The organism is Kocuria sp. WRN011 (assembly GCF_002295155.1).
In the GTDB taxonomy this organism is placed as follows: domain Bacteria; phylum Actinomycetota; class Actinomycetes; order Actinomycetales; family Micrococcaceae; genus Kocuria; species Kocuria carniphila.
The window spans coordinates 12,895-29,911 of the sequence record NZ_NSGI01000010.1; the positions used below are offsets into that span (position 1 = coordinate 12,895).

Consider the following 17,017-nt stretch of genomic DNA (forward strand, 5'->3'; position numbering starts at 1 on the left):
GGGCCGCCGCAGACGCCTCGAGGGTCTGTCGTTAGGGCTCAGTAGAGCTTGGTGGCCCCGCCGTCCACGGCGATCGCCTGGCCGGTGATGAAGCGAGCGTCGTCGGAAATGAGGAAGGCCACCAGCGGCGCGACGTCTTCCTGCGGGTCGCCGAAGCGGCCCAGCGGAATGTGGCTGAGCGACTTCTGATACATCTCCGGGAAGGCTTCCTTCCACTTGGCCACGCCCTCGGTCAGCGCAATGGGCATCACAGCGTTGATGCGAATGTTGTCTCCAGCCCACTCGTTGGCGACCACGCGCGTGAGGCCGCGGATTGCTTCCTTGGCCGATGCGTAGGCGGCCTGCGTCGGCTGCCCGCTCACCGCGGATCCGGATCCGAAGTTCACGACCGAACCGCCCTGCTTGGCGAGCTCGGAATGCGCGGCCTTCATGAACTGCCGCGTGGCACGCAGTCCCGTGTTGAAGGACAGCTCCCAGGCGTCCCCGTCCAGGTCCAGGAACATGGCCTGCTTGGATGCGTGCGCGTTGTTGACCAGGGCATCCAGGTGTCCGAAGCGTTCGACGGCGGTCCGTACCGCGGTCTGCGCGGTTTCCTCGAGCGACACATCACCCGCCACGAAGACCACGCTCTCGCCCAGTTCCGACTCCAGCTGTTGGCCTGCTTCTTCGTTGATATCCACGGCGACGACGCTCGCACCCCGGCGTGCGAGCACTCGGCTCAGCGCGCCCCCGATACCCGATGCTCCGCCCGTCACAATGACCACTTTGTCCTGTAGTTGCATGTGTTCAGCCTAGAAAAAGACCCTGTGAGCACCGTCCAGAATGGTGTAGAGAGGAAACATGGATCAGTTGCCTGAAGACCTCCTTGCCGATCTCGATGTCACCGGTGTGCAGTCGCTGAGCGGGGGTGATACCGCCGCCGCCTATCGTCTGGACACCTCTGATGGGCAACTGTTCGCCAAGACCATGCTCGATGCGCCAGCCGGTGTGTTGGAGCTGGAAGCTGCGGGACTGGAAGCTCTCCGATCGGCGGCACCGCCCGAGCTCTCGGTGCCGCGGGTCATCCGCGTGACCGACCAGGGACTGGTCCTGGAATGGATCGACGAATCCTATGGCGCGGGCGGCGCCGCGATCGAGGCGGAATGCGGTAGTGGCCTGGCGCAGATCCACCGTGCCGACGCACCGCATTTCGGCGGGCTGGACCCTGAGCTGCCCCAGCGCATCGGATCCTTCCCGGTGGATCTCTCACCCACCGACAACTGGGCCGATTTCCTGTTGCACCGCCGCATCGAACCGTTGCTGCGCACGGCCATCGACTCGGGACATCTTGACCCGGCGGCGTCGGACCTGCTGGCTGACCTGGCACCGCGCGCGGCCGAACTTGCCGGGCCGGCCGAGCCACCCAGCCTGCTCCACGGCGACCTGTGGGCGGGCAACCGCGTGGTCGATTCGAGCGGCCACAACTGGCTGATCGACCCGTCCTCGTTCTATGGGCACCGCGAATACGACCTGGCGATGATGCTGCTGTTCGGCGGTTTCGGCGAGGACTGCTTCAACGCCTACGACGAGGTCTACCCCCTGGCCGGCGGCTGGCAAGAGCGCGTGCCCTGGTATCAGTTGCCCCCGTTGTTGGTGCACGCAATCCGTTTCGGAGGTGGCTACGGCAACTCCGTCATGAGGGCCCTCAAACAGCTCCGCTGAAGCGCTCGTGGGGACCCGGTGCCATGTCATGACGTCTTACTGCACGGTATGGATGGTTACTTTTCAGTAAATCGCTATCAGATGGCTTAGCGCCCGTCGTCGACACTAGTTGGACACCTCCCAGGTTCTTCAAGCATCATGGTTATCAACTTTTCTAACTACTAAAAAATTTGAGGTTGTTGATGGCTGAGCCGCGGTTGAGGCCCGATTTTGTCAGCCCTCAAAGCCGACTACTGCGAAGAGTTGTGCAGCTTAACGAGGAGATCGGTTATCAGGTCCGCAGGATCATGGGACTCAAGGAGACCGACTACGCGGCCATGGCCATCTTGATGCGCGAACCCATGGGGCCCTCGGAGTTGGCTCGGGCACTCCACATCACGAGCGCCGCGGCCACGGCCGTGGTGGACCGGCTGGTCAGTGCGGGTCATGCCGTACGAGAACCCCATCCCGAGGACCGGCGCCGCACGATCATCAGAGCCGTCGACGCCTCTCGCGCCAAGACCATGGAGCATGTCCACCCGATGATGAACATGGTCGAGGACGAATTGAAAAAACTCGATCAGCATGGCCGAGACGCCGTTCTGCAGTTCCTCACCGGCACGGCCTCCTGCCTCGAGTCCAATCGGGACGAGCTCAAGGGGCGACCCGTCCAGGAGCAGGGCACGCTGGATATCGGGGAGACCTACGGAGCGAGTGAGGAGCAGTCATGACGTTCTCACGGCTCACGCAGCCTCAACACACTGGCACCGCGCCCCTTCGGGACGACGCAGCCGTGTCCGGCGACCACGCCTGGCACGCCTTCCGCGAGGCGGTCGCCAACGAGCTGGACTCGTACTTCGAGGGGCTCAGGGATTCGGTCACACAAAGCCCCGGTTTTCCCATGCTGCGCTTGCGCGTCCGCGAACAGGTCACCGGCGGGAAACTTCTGCGCCCGCGCCTGACCCACCTGGCCTGGCGCGCCTTCGCCGGACGCACCGAGCCAATCATGCGCGGTGAGACACGCAATATCCCAGATCCGGACTGCGTGCGGTTGGCCGCCTCGTTCGAGTTGCTGCACGCCGCACTTCTGGTGCACGACGACGTGGTGGACCGTGATCCCGTTCGGCGTGGCCGCCCCACAGTGGGGGAGCTCTACCGCAGGGACGCGCAGAACGTGGGCGCGCCGTCGAACGAAGCTCAGCACCTGGGCGAGGCCGCCGCGATCATCGGCGGTGACCTCTTGCTGACCGGTGCGTTGCGGCTGGCGACCACGTGTACGGCGGATCCGGCCCGGCTGCAGCCCGTAGCTGCCGTGGTGTTCGACGCCGTGACGGCCTCGGCGGCGGGCGAGCTGGATGATGTGCTGCTCTCGATGCATCGCTTTGGCAGCCAACACCCCGTTGTGCAGGACATCCTTAATATGGAACGGCTCAAGACCGCCAATTACTCGTTCGAGGCGCCGCTCAGGGCCGGGGCCTTGCTGGCCGGCGCGAACCAGGACGACGCCGCTCGGCTCGCCCATGCGGGTTCGCGCATCGGGGTGGCCTACCAGGTGGTGGACGACATTCTGGGGACCTTTGGTGATCCTCGGATCACGGGCAAGTCCACCGAAGCGGACCTGCGCGAGGGCAAAGCAACCGTGCTCACCGCCCACGGGATGAAAGATGGCCGTGCTCGCCAGGTACTTGCGGATTTCGCGGCCGGGCGCGCCTCAGTTGCCCAGGTGAAAACGGCCCTCGCGGACGCGGGCGCGGAAACCAGTGCGGTGGAACTCGCCACTGAACTCGTGGCCCAGGCCGAGGACGCCCTGGATCAACTGCCCCTGCCCGACGCGGAACGGGCCGAGCTCAATTCCATTTGCCACTACGTGCTGCATCGGAGGAAGTAAATGAGCCGAGTCGTCACGCCTCCCAGCACCCCTCTCCCGCTGTACACCCGCACCGCCGCAGCCGCGGCCGGGCAGGTCATCGGGCGCTACTCCACGTCGTTCTCATGGGCGTGCCGCACCCTGCCCCGCGAGTGCCGCCGGGACATCTCCAGCATCTATGCCCTGGTGCGTGTGGCTGACGAAGTGGTGGACGGTACGGCCTCTGCGGCAGGGCTCGAAACCGGTCCGGTGCGCGCGGCTCTCGATGAGTTCGAGGGTGAGGTGGAACAGGCCTTGACCAGCGGGTTCTCGACCAACTTGGTGGTCCATGCGTTCGCGGACGTCGCTCGCCGCCACGGCTTCGGCAGCGAACTCACTGTGCCGTTCTTCGCCTCGATGCGCGCTGACCTCGAGGTGGCCGAACACGACCCTGAGTCGCTGGAAACCTACATTTACGGTTCCGCGGAAGTCATCGGTCTCATGTGCCTCGAGGTGTTCATGGACCTGCCCGGGACCCGCGCGGACACCCCCGAACAGCGCGAGATGCTACGCGCCACCGCGCGCAGGCTGGGCGCTGCCTTCCAGAAGATCAACTTCCTCCGCGACCTGGGTGCGGATCACGATCAGCTGGGTCGCACCTACTTCCCCGACACCGACCCTGCCGATTTTGGCGAGGCTGAGAAGGGCCTTTTGCTCGCGGATCTGCACGCGGATCTCGACGCCGCTGTGCCCGGCATTCTCGCCCTCGACCGGCGCGCTCGCCGTGCGGTGCTGTTGGCCCACGGTCTCTTCCACGAACTTGCCCGCAGGATCGCCGCCGTTCCCGCGGCCGAGTTGACGCAGCAGCGCATCAGCGTGCCCACTGCGGTCAAGGCTCGGATTGCCGCGCGAGTGCTCGCAGGATCTCGCAGTGTGCCGCGCTCCGATGAGGGCGTTGCTGCAGGCGCCGGTTCGCGTCCCGGTTCCGTCAATGATCCGCACGCGGGTTCCTGCTCGGGATCGCGAGGTGTCTCATGAGCCGCACGGTGGTGATCGGCGGCGGGTTCGCGGGCCTGGCCACGGCCGGTCTGCTGGCCAAGGACGGCCATGACGTTGTGCTCCTCGAGCAACAGGAGACCCTGGGCGGGCGCTCGGGTCGCTGGTCCGCGCAGGGATTCCGGTTCGACACGGGTCCCAGCTGGTACCTCATGCCCGAAGTCATCGACCGCTGGTTCCGCCTCATGGGTTCCGGTGCGGACCAGGAACTGGACCTGCGTCAGCTCACCCCCGGTTACCGCACGTTCTTCGAACGGCACCTGGATTCCGAACCCGTGGACGTGGTGTCCGGGGAAGCGGGGGAGCTCTTCGAACAACTGGACCCGGGCTCCGGCAAGGCCTTGCAGCGCTACCTCGAGTCCGGCGCCGAGGTCTACGAGCTGGCCAAGAAGTACTTCCTCTACACGAACTTCACCAAGCCCCTCGAGCTCATGACCCCCGAGGTGCTCAAGAACCTGCCCCGGTTGGGTGCGCTTCTGAGCGACTCGATGGAGGGCTACATCGCCAAGCGATTCCCGGACCCGCGTGAGCGCCAGATCCTGGGTTACCCCGCGGTCTTCCTGGGCGCCGCCCCGGATTCGGCCCCGGCCATGTACCACCTGATGAGCCACCTGGACCTCACGGACGGCGTGCAGTACCCGCAGGGCGGTTTCGCCGCACTCGTGGACGCCATGGAACGCCTCGTGCGGGAGGCCGGAGTGGAGATCGTCACCGGTGCCACGGTCACCGGCATCGACGTGAGCTCCTCCGGCCAATTCCCGCCTCGACTGGGCCGACGCCGCGGCGCCGTCACCGGCGTGCGTTACCGCCTCGAGGACGGGACGCAGGAGCGGGAGGCCGCGAGCGTCGTCGTCGGCGCGACCGATCTGCACCACCTACAAACTGAATTGCTCCCGCAGCCGTTCCGTGCGCCCGAATCGCGTTGGAAGCGCCGAGACCCGGGACCCTCCGGGGTGCTCGTGTGCCTGGGCGTGCGCGGAAAGCTGCCCGAACTGGTCCATCACAATCTGCTGTTCACGGCGGATTGGCTGGACAACTTCGCGCGCATCGCGGAGGGCAAAGAACTTGCGGACGAGACATCCATGTACGTGTGCATGACGTCCGCTACCGACCCGGGGTCCGCCCCGGACGGCGACGAGAACCTGTTCATTCTGGTTCCGTCGCCCGCCGTGCCCGAATGGGGACGAGGAGGGATCCACACGGCCGAGATGAACCAACCGGGTTCACTGCAGGTCGAAAAGGTGGCAGATGCCGCCGTGGCCCAACTCGCCCGATGGGCAGGCATTGAAGACCTGGCAGAGCGGATCGAGGTACGCAGAACCTATGGTCCCGCTGATTTCGTGTCCAACGTGAACGCGTGGCGCGGATCTCTGCTTGGCCCCGGGCATACGCTCACCCAATCGGCTTTGTTCCGGCCAGGTGTGAGCGACAGGGGAATCAAGGGGCTGTACTACGCGGGATCGTCCGTGCGGCCGGGAATCGGGGTACCTATGTGCCTCATCTCGTCCGAAGTAGTACTTGATGCAGTGAGGGAGGCTGCCCCCGGGGAAAAATCTGCGGCGAACACCGCGGCCGGGTCTGATCCAGACCCGGCCGTGGGCTCACCCTCCCGGCCCGCTACCCACATTGCCCACCCAGGGGAGCGCACCGACTGATGTACCTGTTGATGTTGCTCGTGTTCATCGGCTGTTTCACCCTGATCGATCGCCGCTGGAAGCTCTACTTCTGGTCCGGGGCGCCCATGCGAGCCTGGATCGTGCTGATCGTGGGCGTGCTGTTCTTCCTCGCGTGGGACGTGGTGGGCATCATCAACGGGTTGTTCTGGCACGGGGAGAATTCGCTCACGCTGGGGATCTTCGTGGCTCCCGAATTGCCTCTAGAGGAGGTCTTCTTCCTGGCGTTCCTCTGCTACCAGACCATGATCTACATCCTGGGTGCACCCGTGCTCTGGCGCTGGTTGCGCTCGCGGGCCGGTACGTCGCGCGGTTCTTCTGCCGATGGCACTTTGGACCAACGACGGCGCTCGGGGGCTTCCGCAGCGGATGGTACCTCCTCCGGCGGGGGACCGCGCGCACTCACAGGGGACCGGCCGTGACCTACTGGGATGTGAACTTCATTTTTCTGGGCCTTGCTGTCCTGGTGCTGATCGTGGCTGTGGTGTTGCGTAGGCCCGGACCGCTCTTCTGGGGTGCCTTGGGCGTCTCGACCGTGCTGCTGTTCGTCCTCACCGCCGTGTTCGACAACCTCATGATCGCCGCCGGAATCATGACCTATACGGACCAGAACATCTCCGGTGTGCAGGTGGGCCTGGCCCCGCTCGAAGACTTCGCCTACCCGTTGGCCGGGGTAATCCTGCTGCCGGGGCTGTGGCTGCTGTTGGGCGGCCGGGTGAATGCCTCGCAGCGCGCGCAGGGGCGATCCCATGATTCAGGCCGAAACCGTGCTCAGCGTGGCCAGTCCACTCAGGGTGCAGCTGCTAGCACTCACACCGACAACCCGCGGGAGACGCGTGATTAGCAAACTGTTCTGGGCATCCCGGCCGCTGAGCTGGGTCAACACCGCCTATCCGTTCACCGCAGCTGTCTTGCTGACCGGGGGACTGCCATGGTGGCTTGTGGTGCTCGGAACCGTGTTCTTTCTGGTGCCTTATAACCTGGCGATGTACGGCATCAACGACGTGTTCGACTACGAATCGGACCTCCGCAATCCCCGCAAGGGCGGCGTAGAAGGTGCAGTCGTGGACAGGTCTGCACGGCGCTCGGTGCTACTCGCGTCCTGCTTGGTGCCGGTCCCGTTCGTGCTGGTCCTGCTGGGCTGGGCCGTTGTCACCGGGAATCCGCGGTCGATCGCGGTGCTCGCGGTGTCCCTGTTCGCGGTGGTGGCGTACTCGTGGGCGGGACTGCGGTTCAAGGAAAAGCCGTTTCTGGACGCCGTGACCTCATCCACGCACTTCGTCTCGCCGGCGGTCTACGGACTGGTGCTCGCGGGCGCGGATTTCACGCTGGGGCTGTGGGCACTGCTGGCCGGGTTCTTCCTGTGGGGTATGGCCTCGCAGATGTTCGGGGCCGTGCAGGATGTGGTTCCGGATCGTGACGGCGGGCTGGCCTCTGTGGCCACGGTGCTCGGTGCCCGACCCACGGTGTGGGTGTCCGCCGCGCTGTATGCCGGCGCTGGCTTGTTGATGCTCCTGACCGACTGGCCAGGTCAGCTGGCCGCGCTGCTCGCGGTGCCGTACCTGGTGAACGTGCTCCGCTTCCGCTCCGTCACGGACGCCGATTCCGGACGGGCCAACGCCGGGTGGAAGACGTTCCTGTGGCTGAACTACCTCACCGGTTTCTTCGTGACCATGCTGCTCATTTGGTGGGTCGCAGTCCGGTAGCTCTGGGGCGCCACCTCGGCCGGCGCTGAAGCTGTTGGCATGGTTGTCCGGCCCGGTGCCTACTCACACCCATTTCATCCCGTCTTACTGCACGGTAGACCCGCCTACCGTGCAGTAAGGCGGGATCATTTGGTTCTGCCCCTCATCGGTCCCGCGACCTTTCTCGCCGCCCCCTCGAACCCGCTCGCCCCCAGCTCTTGACGGCTCATCGGTTAAGTGGTTAATTAGTGGAGTAAGGAACCAAACAACCAGAGGAGGTGTCATGACACCGAGACAAGATGGTCGCCCGATCTTCATGGTCCTGGCTGACCAGATTGCGGACGACATCCTCCAGGGCAACTACCCGGTGGACTCGGCTGTGCCCTCCACCAACGAGCTAGCGGCGTTCTACCGCATCAACCCCGCAACGGCGGGGAAGGCACTGGGACGGTTGGTCGACCAGGGAGTCCTGGTGCGGCGTCGTGGAATAGGAACGTTCGTGGATGCCAACGGTCCCGAAATTTTGCGCGAGGAACGCCGCAAGGCGTTCGACGAAGACTTCATTCGCCCGGCAGTGGCCGAGGCACAGCGACTGGGTTTGTCCCTCGACGACATGGTTGCGCTCATTAGAAAGGACACACCATGAGTTCCCAAGCTCCACAGGCAGATCATCGAACGGGTGCTCCGTGGGACACGGGTCAACAGGGCATCCAGATTCGAAGCCTCAACAAGTCGTTCGGCAAGAAGCACGTGCTGAAGGACATCACCGTGGAGTTCGCACCCAATCGTGTACACGGACTGCTCGGCTCGAACGGCGTGGGTAAGACCACGCTGATGTCGGTGATTCTGAATCACAAGTTCCGCAGTTCGGGTGAAATCCTCATCGATGGCCAGGATCCGCGGGAAAATGCCAAGATCCTGGAACGCACGTGTTTCATTCATGAGGACCAGAAGTTCCACGACGACGACACCCCGGCATCGTTGCTGCGCATCCTGCCCACGTTCTACCCCAACTGGGACGCGGAGCTTGCCGAGCGGTTGGCCTCTCGGTTCCACCTGCCCATGGGCACGCGTGCCGTGAAGCTTTCACGTGGTCAGCGCAGTGCGTTGGTCATCGTGATCGGGTTGGCAGCTCGGGCGCCGTATACCTTCATGGACGAGCCGTACCTGGGCCTGGACCCCGGTCACCGTGCGCTGTTCTACGAGGAGTTCGCCCGAGCCATGGCCGAGCACCCGCGCACGGTCATTCTCTCGACGCACCTGATTGACGAGGTCTCCGACCTGCTCGAAAACGTGGTGATGCTCGAGGACGGACGGGTCACGGTGGACGCGGACATCGATCAGGCCAGGGACAGTGCGTTCGTACTGCGAGGCCTTGAGTCCGTGGTTCGTGACCTGGCCGGTGATCGCCAGATTCTCCGCGAACACCGATTGGGCAACATCCTCTCGATCACGGTGGATGGCACCGCTACTGACGACGACCACCGTAGGGCCGATGAGGTCAACGTTTCGGTCGAGCCGGTCACCTTGCAGGAACTCGTAGCCGCACGCGGTATGCGCGGGGCGGACAATGCGGAAAGGAGCTTGTAATGCAGTACGTACGCAGAAACCTTGCGCTCTACCTGACGAACAGGGTCAACTCGTTCGTGATTGCTCCGGCAATCCTGCTGATGGTGGCCGTCATCATGATCATCATCGCTCTCATCATTGGCATTCGCACAGGCCTGCCGCTGCCGCCAGAGGTCAGTGATGGCTTCAAGTACAACCAGGCCATCTTCTGGGCGATCCCGGGCTTCTTGATCTCCCACGGTGCACTGACCGCCAATCGTGGTTTCGCCGGCTCATTGGCGTTCGGCAGTACCCGCCATAACTTCTGGGCCGGAACGGCCCTGGGGTTCGTGATCACTTCACTCGTGGTCGTGGCGGTGGGCCTCGTGCTGCTGGCCATTGAATCCGCGACCGGATACGGCGTGGGCGTCAGCTACTTGACCGTCACGGCCATGGACAACGGCAATCCGCTGATCGTCGCTATCTCCCTGTTCCTCATGTGCCTCATGAGCTTGTTTGCGGGAATGGGTTTCGGCGGCATCTACCGTGCGGCTGGTGTCATTTGGACTGTGGTCTCGGTAGTGGCAGTGGTGCTTTTGCTGCTCGGACTGATTGCGGCGGTCGTGGCCTGGCCGGACTTCTGGGTTGACCTCGTGGGCGAACTCGGACGCTGGACCATCCCGCTGGGTCTCGCAATCGTCACGGTGATCGCGGCTATCGCCAGCCGTACCGTGGTGCGGTTCGCGGAGATCTAGCCGCAACCCCAGCCACGCACCCGCCGACGCCGCTCGCTCCCCACCGGGGCGGGCGGCGTCGGCATGTGTGTGGGAACCATTTCGTGCCGCCTTACTGCACGGTAAGGTGCCCTACCCTGCAGTAAGGCGTCATCAAATGGCGATCGGGCCTGTGGGGTTGCCGGTGAGACGTTCCGGCGGGCTCGCGCGGCTAGGAGGCGGCCTGCTCGGCGTCCTTGAGAATGCGCTCGGCTCGCAGTTTTACGGGGCGGTCGACCATCTGACCGCCCACGGTTCCGACGCCGTCGGCCACGGCGAGAACTTCCTTGGCCCATTCGACGTCCGCCTCGCTGGGGAGATAGGCCTTCGCAATGATCTGTGCCTGGGTCGGGTGCAGGCACAGCATTCCGCCGAAGCCATCGGTCATCGCACGCTGGGCGGCACCCTCCGTGGCCTCTGCATTGCGTACGTCCGGTTCGGGAGAGTCCAACGGTGCAGGCAAATTGCCCAGCCGGGAACTCAGCACCACATTGGCTCGCGCCAAGGACATCGCCGCACCCTGCGGTTCACAGCCGAGATCCACGGCGAGATCCAGTGCACCGAGTGTCAATCGGACCACCGGGGTGCACGTGGCTAGCTCGGTGGTGTTGGCGACGCCTCGGGCGGTTTCGACCAGCGCCACGATGGGAATGTCCGGAAGCTGCTCGGCAACCTTCATGACCTGTCCCGCGGATTCGGCCTTGGGAATCATCACCGCGAACGGGGCAATGGAAGTTCCGTTCTCTCGTCCAGCGGGGGGTGTCTCGCCGGTGGTCTGCCCGAGCTCTCCTTCCGCCTTGCTCCCGGCCGAGCCGCGAGTGGCCTCGAGGCAACGAGCGAGTTCGGCGACGTCGGCCTGGCCCACCTCGGTCGCGATGTCGTTGATGCGCACGGTGAGCCGACCCGGCGTGACGTCTCCGATGAGGTCGGCGAGGTTGTCGCGTGCGGAGTCCTTGTCGTCCGGGCCCACAGCGTCCTCCAAATCCGCGATCGCGGGACTGGCGGCTAGCGCCTTGTGGACGCGATCGGGGCGCGTGAGCGGGGCGAACAACGCCGTGCGGGTACTCAGAATCTCGTGCTGTTCCGTTGAGGTCATGAAAATATATTCGCACAGGAGAGCTACTACTGCCAGAGTTCCCGCGGCATCTGTGCGGAAATATGTGACCTGAAATCTCAGGCAGGGGGTTGAAAAGCTCACCGCAGTACTGCAATATATTGAACATTACTCGCGATGGCGTGTGGTTTGAATCACCCATTGGAGCGCGACTGACACTGTGAAGGGAGCCCGGCGTGGTTCACAAGGACACTGAACGGCAAGCAGAACTCCGACAGACCGTGCGCGATTTCTGCGCCGACTTCGGCAACGAATATTGGCGAGCCAAAGACCTGGAGCGTTCCTACCCCCAGGAGTTCGTGGACGGAATCACCCAGAAGCGACTGCTGGCCGCGCTGATCCCGGAAGAGTACGGGGGACTGGGTCTGGGCATCTCCGAGGCGTCCATCATCATGGAGGAGATCAACCGCTCCGGTGGTCACGCCGCCGCGTGCCACGCCCAGCTGTACACGATGAAGGCCGTGCTCAACCATGGTTCCGAGTGGCAGAAGAAGGAGTACCTGCCGTCCATTGCGGATGGCTCCCTGCGTCTGCAGGCCTTCTCCATCACCGAAGAAGCAGCCGGATCGGACACCTCCAGCATCCAGACCCGCGCCGTCAAGGACGGCGACGACTGGGTCATCACCGGCCACAAGAACTGGACCAGCCGCATCGATGAGTCCGATCTCCTGCTCGTCCTGACCCGCACGGCGGACAAGGACGCGGCGGACCGCAGCGCCGGCTTGACGTTGTTCCTGGTTGATCTGCGCCAGGTGCGTGCCGAGCAGCCGGACGCGCTGCGCCCGGTCAAGGTGCGCACCATGTTCAACTACGCCACCAACCAGATCTTCTACGAAGGCCTGCGTGTGCCCTCCTCCGCAGTGGTCGGCGAAGTGGGTAAGGGCTTCCGCTACGTGATCGACGGCTGGAACATGGAACGCATCCTGCTGGCCGCCGAGGCCATCGGTGACGGTTACTGGTTCATCGACAAGGCCGTGGACTACGCCAAGAGCCGCGAGGTGTTCGGTCGTCCCATCGGCGCCAACCAGGGTGTGCAGTTCCCCATCACGGAGGCGTACATGAAGCTGCGTGGCGCGGATGCCATTCGCTGGGAGGCCTGCGAGCTGGCCGACGCCAACGAGCCCTGCGGTGCGGAGGCCAACATGGCCAAGTACCTCGCGAGCGAGACCGCGTGGGAGGCTGCCAACGTGTGTCTCAACACGTACGGCGGTTACGGCTTTGTGGACCAGTACGACGTGGAGCGGAAGTTCCGCGAGAACCGCATGTACCAGGTGGCTCCCGTGAACAACAACATGATCAAGGCGTTCATCGGCACCAAGGTTCTGAGCATGCCTCGCTCCTACTGAGCGCGGAGCCCTTCAATTTCTTGAGATGTGAAAGGAGACTCCCGTGAGCGAGTCGAACTACAAATCCGGCTGGGAAGGCCGGTTCTTCGAGGACTTCGAAGTGGGGGATCGCTACCGGCATCCGCTGGGACGCACCGTGCTTCCCGTGGACAACAGCTGGTTCACGCTGCTGACCCAGAACACCGCGGCCATTCATTTCGATGCACATCTTGCCGCTCGAACCGAGTTCGGGAAGCCGCTGGTGGACTCCACGTTCACCCTGGCTCTGGTGACGGGGCAGTCCGTCACGGACATCTCCCAGAACGTCTTTGCCAACTTGGGCTGGGACAAGGTGCGGCTGCCGAACCCCGTGTTCGAAGGTGACACCATTTACTCCGAATCCGAGGTGCTGTCCAAGCGCGACTCGAGTTCCCGACCGGAGGTCGGCATCGTCACGGTACGGACCGTGGGTTACAACCAGGACGGGGTCATTGTGATCACCTTCGAGCGCACCATCCTGGTCTATCGCAAGGCACACAGCCCCGCGGTGGGTCGCAAGGATCCCGTGTGGGACGAACGTTCCCTCAAGGCAGCGGGTATCCAGAATTAGACAGTCCGTGCCCAATTGCTGAGCGCTAGAGCGCTCGCAAGACGTACATCGCCGTCCGGATCACTTCTGGGCGGCGATGTGCTGTGCCAACAGCTCACCCGCGTGGGCGACGTGCTCGGCCATGGCGACCCGAGCGGCGTCGGCGTCGTTGGAGCGGAACGCCGCGATGATGCGAGCGTGGTCCTCCGCCGAGGCCTTGGGCCAGCCCTCGATGGAGCCGTAGAAGCTGCGCGGCACGTAGTGGGTCACGATCGCCAGGATGCGCGCGAGCTTGGGGGCGTCCGCCAGCAGGGTGATGTGGCGGTGGAACGCGTGATTGCGTTCCTCGACCACGTCGACCAGGCGTCGCACTGCGGCGGCGTTGATTTCGAAATGAATGGCTTCCAGTTCGTCGACGTCCTGAGGCGTCGCGCGTTGGGCGGCGCGCGCAGCGAGCTCTCCGGCGATGAGTTGTTGAGCGGTGAAGACGTCCTCGATGTCCTGGGGCGTCAGCGGGTCCACGGTAAATCCCTTGCCCGGAATCAAGGACAGGAAGCCCTCCGTGGTGAGCGCCTGGAGGGCCTCCCGGGCGGGGGTGGGGGAGATGCCGATTTCCGGGCCAACGGTTTCGGGGCGGATCACGTCCCCGGCGGAGTAATGACCGTCCAATATTTGGGCACGGATGTGCTCCATAGCACGGCGACTCATGGTCCCGCGGCGATGGGCCGGGGGTTGGTTGGGCCCGGACATGGCCTCTCCTCGGTGGATTGACGGTAGGTGGCTGCTGTTTCCCCTTGAACTATATGGCTTCTCAGTTCTGAACAGGGGCTGACATCCCCGAGATTTCGCGGCAGATGGGCCTTCAAAAGATTATTGGTCCCAGGGGGTGACAGGCGTCACAGTATCCAATATATTGAAGTGCATGTCTCAAGCAAAGGTGGCGGGTATGAGTGATCAGAACTCACGCTCTATAAGCAGTACCGGGATGAAGCAGCCTCCCGGAATGGCCGAAAACGTCGGTGAGGCCAGTCATTACAACCGCAGACTCATTGGAGTCGTCGGGGGTATCGCCCTGGGTGCTCTGGTTTATATATTGATGCCTTCCGATCTTCCGCACGAGACCCGTGTGACAGCCGCCATCGGCATCCTCATGGGTGTGTGGTGGGTTTCGGAGGCCGTACCTATCCCCGTCACCGCGCTGACGCCGCTCGTGCTGTTCCCGGCGCTGAGTGTGGCGCCGTTGGAGGACATCGCGCCCTCCTACGCTAGCGACATCATCTTCCTGTTCATGGGCGGCTTCCTGCTGGCATTGACCATGGAACGGTGGAACCTGCATTACCGCATTGCGTTGAACGTCGTGCTGCGGGTCGGCACCAAACCGACACGGTTGGTGGCCGGCTTCATGCTCGCCACGGCCCTGTTGAGCATGTGGGTGTCCAACACCGCGACCGCCATGATGATGATCCCCATGGGTATGGCCGTGGTGAAGATGGTCGAGGAGCGCCGGATCGGGCTGCAGAAGAACTCCAAGTTCGGCATCGCTCTGGTGCTCGGCATCGCCTACGGTGCGACCATTGGTTCGTTCGGCACCATGCTCGGCAGCCCGGCCAATCTGATCGTGGTGGGTTACCTGCGTGAATCGCTGGGTGTGCCCGTGACCTTCCTGCAGTGGATGCTCGTCGGTGTCCCGGTCATGATCGTGATGTACGTCCTGGGCGTGCTCGTGCTGACCAAGTGGGTCTGGCGCCCCGAGGTCGATGAGTTGCCCGGCGGCCGCGAACTCTTTGAGTCGGAGCTGGCCGGGATGGGCAAAATGTCCACGGGTGAGCGCATGATCGCAGTGATCTTCGGCTCGACCGCGATCTGCTGGATTGCCCTGCCCCTGATTTTCCCCGGTACCTGGATCACCGACGGCGTGGTGGCCATGACCGCCGGACTGCTGACCTTCATGATGCCCGTGCGCCCGTCCCGTGGCGTGATGCTCATGGATTGGAAGTCCGCGGAGAAGCTCCCCTGGGGAATCCTGCTCTTGTTCGGTGGCGGCCTGGCCTTGTCTTCACAGATCACCGGCACCGGGTTGTCCGCGTGGATCGGTGACGCCGTGGCCGGCTTGGGTGCGCTGCCCGTATGGCTGATCCTGTGCGTCATGGTGGCCGTGCTCCTGATGCTGACCGAGTTCACCAGCTCCACCGCAACGGTTGCGGCATTCGTCCCGGTGGTCGGCGGTATCGCCGTGGGTATCGGCGCCGATCCCACCGTGTTCGTGGTGGCAGCGGGCATCGCGTGCATGTGTGCGTTCATGTTGCCCGTGGGTACACCTCCCAATGCGATTGCTTTCGCCTCGGGCGCCGTGACCATGCAGCAGATGGTCCGTACCGGTATCTACATGAACATCGGAGCGATCTTCGTGGTCCTGGCGGCCGGCCTGTTCCTGGTGCCCCTCGTCTTCTAAGCCACTGCAGTTCTCATCCCCGAAGGAGGTTTCATGACTACGTCAGAACCCAACTCACTTCCCCTGGACGGCATCACCGTGGTGTCCATGGAGCAGGCCGTTGCCGCTCCGTTCGCCACCCGTCAGCTGGCGGACCTGGGTGCGCGCGTCATCAAAATCGAACGTGCCGAAGGTGATTTCGCCCGCAACTACGACGAAACCGTCAACGGCATGGCCAGCTACTTCGTGTGGCTCAACCGTGGCAAGGAATCAGTGGTTCTCGACCTCAAGTCCGAGCAGGGCAAAGAGGTCATGCGCGAGCTCATGAAGGAAGCAGATGTCCTCGTGCAGAACCTGGCACCCGGCGCCGCCGAGCGACTGGGTCTCGGCGCGGAAGCACTGCACGAGATCAATCCCCAGCTGATTCACGTGTCGATTTCCGGGTACGGCATGGGCGGTTCCTACACCAAACGCAAGGCTTACGACCTGCTCATCCAGTGCGAGTCCGGGTTACTCTCCGTCACGGGCACCCCGGAGGCTCCGGCCAAGGTGGGCGTGTCCGTCGCGGATATCTCCGCCGGCATGTACGCCTATTCCGGGATCCTCGCCGCGTTGATTCAGCGAGGCAAGACGGGCAAGGGTCAGGTGCTGGACATCTCCATGCTCGAGTCCCTGGGGGAGTGGGTGCAGCAGACCTACTTCTTCGCCGAATACGGCGGTAAGGCTCCGCGTCGTGCGGGAGCTTCGCACGCGAGCATTGCCCCGTACGGCCCATTCCAGACTTTGGAGGGCACGGTCTTCCTGGGGATCCAGAACGAGCGCGAGTGGCAGTTGTTCTGTGACCAGGTCATTGAGCGCCCTGACATGGCTCAGGATCCCCGATTCACGCCCAACGCCCGCCGCGTGGAGAACCGGGAGGAACTGGACGACATCATTGCTAAAACCACCTCCACCCTGAGCACCGAGGAGTTGCAGGACCGCTTGGACGCCGTGGGGATTGCGAACGCGCAGCTGCGGGACATGCACGGGTTCTCCGCGCATCCACAGTTGGCCGAGCGCAACCGTTGGCGCGACGTCGAAACCCCGGCCGGCCCGGTGCGGTCCATGATGCCCCCGGCCACCTTGCAGGGCACCGAGCCCGCCATGAAGCCTGTGCCCGCCCTGGGTGAGCACACGGACGCGGTCATCAAAGAGTTCTTGCGCGAGGCCTAACTATCCGTGCCCGGGCCTCACCCAGATTGCCGACGCCGCTCGCCCCCTTCCCGGGGCGGGCGGCGTCGGGGCTGTGTGGGAACCA

The 17,017-nt window shown here is 63.9% G+C and carries 18 protein-coding genes; 15 read left to right on the forward strand and 3 right to left on the reverse strand.

From position 1 onward, the window contains the following. Positions 1-38: 38 nt before the first annotated feature. Entirely contained in the window at positions 39-782 is a 744-nt protein-coding gene (locus tag CKW39_RS13120) for an SDR family NAD(P)-dependent oxidoreductase (RefSeq protein ID WP_095798577.1), read from the reverse strand. 58 nt (positions 783-840) lie between these two features. Between CKW39_RS13120 and CKW39_RS13125 the strand changes: the two genes are divergently transcribed. The 11 genes from CKW39_RS13125 to CKW39_RS13175 all read left to right on the forward strand — a co-directional run bounded on the left by CKW39_RS13125 (position 841) and on the right by CKW39_RS13175 (position 10,243). Then, the gene (locus CKW39_RS13125) at positions 841-1,701 is read left to right on the forward strand and encodes a fructosamine kinase family protein (RefSeq protein ID WP_095798578.1); all 861 of its coding nucleotides are present in this window, start codon (positions 841-843) and stop codon (positions 1,699-1,701) included. Positions 1,702-1,946: 245 nt separating this feature from the next. Continuing rightward, a complete protein-coding gene (locus CKW39_RS13130) occupies positions 1,947-2,411 on the forward strand; it encodes a MarR family winged helix-turn-helix transcriptional regulator (protein WP_254049423.1) in 465 nt (154 codons plus the stop codon). Beyond that, a complete protein-coding gene (locus CKW39_RS13135; protein ID WP_095798580.1) occupies positions 2,408-3,568 on the forward strand; it encodes a polyprenyl synthetase family protein in 1,161 nt (386 codons plus the stop codon). Before CKW39_RS13130 ends, CKW39_RS13135 begins: the two co-directional genes overlap by 4 nt. After that, complete coding sequence (locus CKW39_RS13140; protein ID WP_095798581.1) at positions 3,569-4,564, forward strand: phytoene/squalene synthase family protein; 996 nt, start codon at positions 3,569-3,571, stop codon at positions 4,562-4,564. Then, the gene (crtI, locus tag CKW39_RS13145) at positions 4,561-6,237 is read left to right on the forward strand and encodes a phytoene desaturase family protein (RefSeq protein WP_095798582.1); all 1,677 of its coding nucleotides are present in this window, start codon (positions 4,561-4,563) and stop codon (positions 6,235-6,237) included. Before CKW39_RS13140 ends, crtI begins: the two co-directional genes overlap by 4 nt. Continuing rightward, positions 6,237-6,677, forward strand: a complete 441-nt coding sequence (locus tag CKW39_RS13150) for a lycopene cyclase domain-containing protein (protein WP_095798583.1) — start codon at positions 6,237-6,239, stop codon at positions 6,675-6,677. The genes crtI and CKW39_RS13150 overlap by 1 nt, the downstream gene beginning before the upstream one ends. After that, positions 6,674-7,099, forward strand: a complete 426-nt coding sequence (locus CKW39_RS13155) for a lycopene cyclase domain-containing protein (RefSeq protein ID WP_095798584.1) — start codon at positions 6,674-6,676, stop codon at positions 7,097-7,099. Before CKW39_RS13150 ends, CKW39_RS13155 begins: the two co-directional genes overlap by 4 nt. After that, positions 7,092-7,961 (forward strand): prenyltransferase, encoded by an 870-nt coding sequence (locus CKW39_RS13160; protein ID WP_095798585.1) that lies wholly within the window; start codon positions 7,092-7,094, stop codon positions 7,959-7,961. The genes CKW39_RS13155 and CKW39_RS13160 overlap by 8 nt, the downstream gene beginning before the upstream one ends. A gap of 262 nt (positions 7,962-8,223) precedes the next feature. Next, on the forward strand, positions 8,224-8,586 hold the full coding sequence (locus CKW39_RS13165; protein WP_095798586.1) for a GntR family transcriptional regulator: 363 nt from the start codon (positions 8,224-8,226) through the stop codon (positions 8,584-8,586). Then, positions 8,583-9,530, forward strand: coding sequence for an ABC transporter ATP-binding protein (locus tag CKW39_RS13170; protein WP_095798587.1), 948 nt, complete (start codon positions 8,583-8,585; stop codon positions 9,528-9,530). The genes CKW39_RS13165 and CKW39_RS13170 overlap by 4 nt, the downstream gene beginning before the upstream one ends. Further along, positions 9,530-10,243 (forward strand): hypothetical protein, encoded by a 714-nt coding sequence (locus CKW39_RS13175; protein WP_095798588.1) that lies wholly within the window; start codon positions 9,530-9,532, stop codon positions 10,241-10,243. Before CKW39_RS13170 ends, CKW39_RS13175 begins: the two co-directional genes overlap by 1 nt. 190 nt (positions 10,244-10,433) lie before the next feature. Here CKW39_RS13175 and CKW39_RS13180 read toward each other — a convergent pair whose 3' ends face one another. Beyond that, positions 10,434-11,357, reverse strand: coding sequence for a CoA ester lyase (locus CKW39_RS13180; protein ID WP_095798589.1), 924 nt, complete (start codon positions 11,355-11,357; stop codon positions 10,434-10,436). Between the two features lie 194 nt (positions 11,358-11,551). Here CKW39_RS13180 and CKW39_RS13185 point away from each other — a divergent pair, with 194 nt between their 5' ends. Then, on the forward strand, positions 11,552-12,721 hold the full coding sequence (locus CKW39_RS13185) for an acyl-CoA dehydrogenase family protein (RefSeq protein WP_095798590.1): 1,170 nt from the start codon (positions 11,552-11,554) through the stop codon (positions 12,719-12,721). A gap of 43 nt (positions 12,722-12,764) precedes the next feature. Then, entirely contained in the window at positions 12,765-13,310 is a 546-nt protein-coding gene (locus tag CKW39_RS13190; protein ID WP_095798591.1) for a MaoC family dehydratase, read from the forward strand. A gap of 60 nt (positions 13,311-13,370) precedes the next feature. On the opposite strand, the gene CKW39_RS13195 is transcribed toward CKW39_RS13190, so the two are convergent. Continuing rightward, on the reverse strand, positions 13,371-14,039 hold the full coding sequence (locus tag CKW39_RS13195; RefSeq protein ID WP_238663037.1) for a GntR family transcriptional regulator: 669 nt from the start codon (positions 14,037-14,039) through the stop codon (positions 13,371-13,373). A 196-nt stretch (positions 14,040-14,235) separates the two neighbouring features. Here CKW39_RS13195 and CKW39_RS13200 point away from each other — a divergent pair, with 196 nt between their 5' ends. Together CKW39_RS13200 and CKW39_RS13205 are read left to right on the forward strand one after the other, a co-directional pair. Continuing rightward, positions 14,236-15,741: a DASS family sodium-coupled anion symporter gene (locus CKW39_RS13200; protein ID WP_216823181.1), complete on the forward strand. Its 1,506-nt coding sequence runs from the start codon at positions 14,236-14,238 to the stop codon at positions 15,739-15,741. Positions 15,742-15,774: 33 nt separating this feature from the next. Continuing rightward, the gene (locus tag CKW39_RS13205) at positions 15,775-16,932 is read left to right on the forward strand and encodes a CaiB/BaiF CoA-transferase family protein (RefSeq protein ID WP_095798593.1); all 1,158 of its coding nucleotides are present in this window, start codon (positions 15,775-15,777) and stop codon (positions 16,930-16,932) included. Positions 16,933-17,017 lie beyond the last annotated feature (85 nt).

What these genes read in the sequence shown, in the direction of transcription:
- CKW39_RS13125 (WP_095798578.1), top strand. Translation starts at nt 841, where the DNA reads ATGGATCAGTTGCCTGAAGACCTCCTTGCCGATCTCGATGTCACCGGT.
- CKW39_RS13170 (WP_095798587.1), top strand. Translation starts at nt 8,583, where the DNA reads ATGAGTTCCCAAGCTCCACAGGCAGATCATCGAACGGGTGCTCCGTGG.
- CKW39_RS13135 (WP_095798580.1), top strand. Translation starts at nt 2,408, where the DNA reads ATGACGTTCTCACGGCTCACGCAGCCTCAACACACTGGCACCGCGCCC.
- CKW39_RS13165 (WP_095798586.1), top strand. Translation starts at nt 8,224, where the DNA reads ATGACACCGAGACAAGATGGTCGCCCGATCTTCATGGTCCTGGCTGAC.
- crtI (WP_095798582.1), top strand. Translation starts at nt 4,561, where the DNA reads ATGAGCCGCACGGTGGTGATCGGCGGCGGGTTCGCGGGCCTGGCCACG.
- CKW39_RS13200 (WP_216823181.1), top strand. Translation starts at nt 14,236, where the DNA reads ATGAGTGATCAGAACTCACGCTCTATAAGCAGTACCGGGATGAAGCAG.
- CKW39_RS13180 (WP_095798589.1), bottom strand. Translation starts at nt 11,357, where the DNA reads ATGACCTCAACGGAACAGCACGAGATTCTGAGTACCCGCACGGCGTTG.
- CKW39_RS13195 (WP_238663037.1), bottom strand. Translation starts at nt 14,039, where the DNA reads ATGTCCGGGCCCAACCAACCCCCGGCCCATCGCCGCGGGACCATGAGT.
- CKW39_RS13120 (WP_095798577.1), bottom strand. Translation starts at nt 782, where the DNA reads ATGCAACTACAGGACAAAGTGGTCATTGTGACGGGCGGAGCATCGGGT.
- CKW39_RS13205 (WP_095798593.1), top strand. Translation starts at nt 15,775, where the DNA reads ATGACTACGTCAGAACCCAACTCACTTCCCCTGGACGGCATCACCGTG.
- CKW39_RS13150 (WP_095798583.1), top strand. Translation starts at nt 6,237, where the DNA reads ATGTACCTGTTGATGTTGCTCGTGTTCATCGGCTGTTTCACCCTGATC.
- CKW39_RS13175 (WP_095798588.1), top strand. Translation starts at nt 9,530, where the DNA reads ATGCAGTACGTACGCAGAAACCTTGCGCTCTACCTGACGAACAGGGTC.
- CKW39_RS13140 (WP_095798581.1), top strand. Translation starts at nt 3,569, where the DNA reads ATGAGCCGAGTCGTCACGCCTCCCAGCACCCCTCTCCCGCTGTACACC.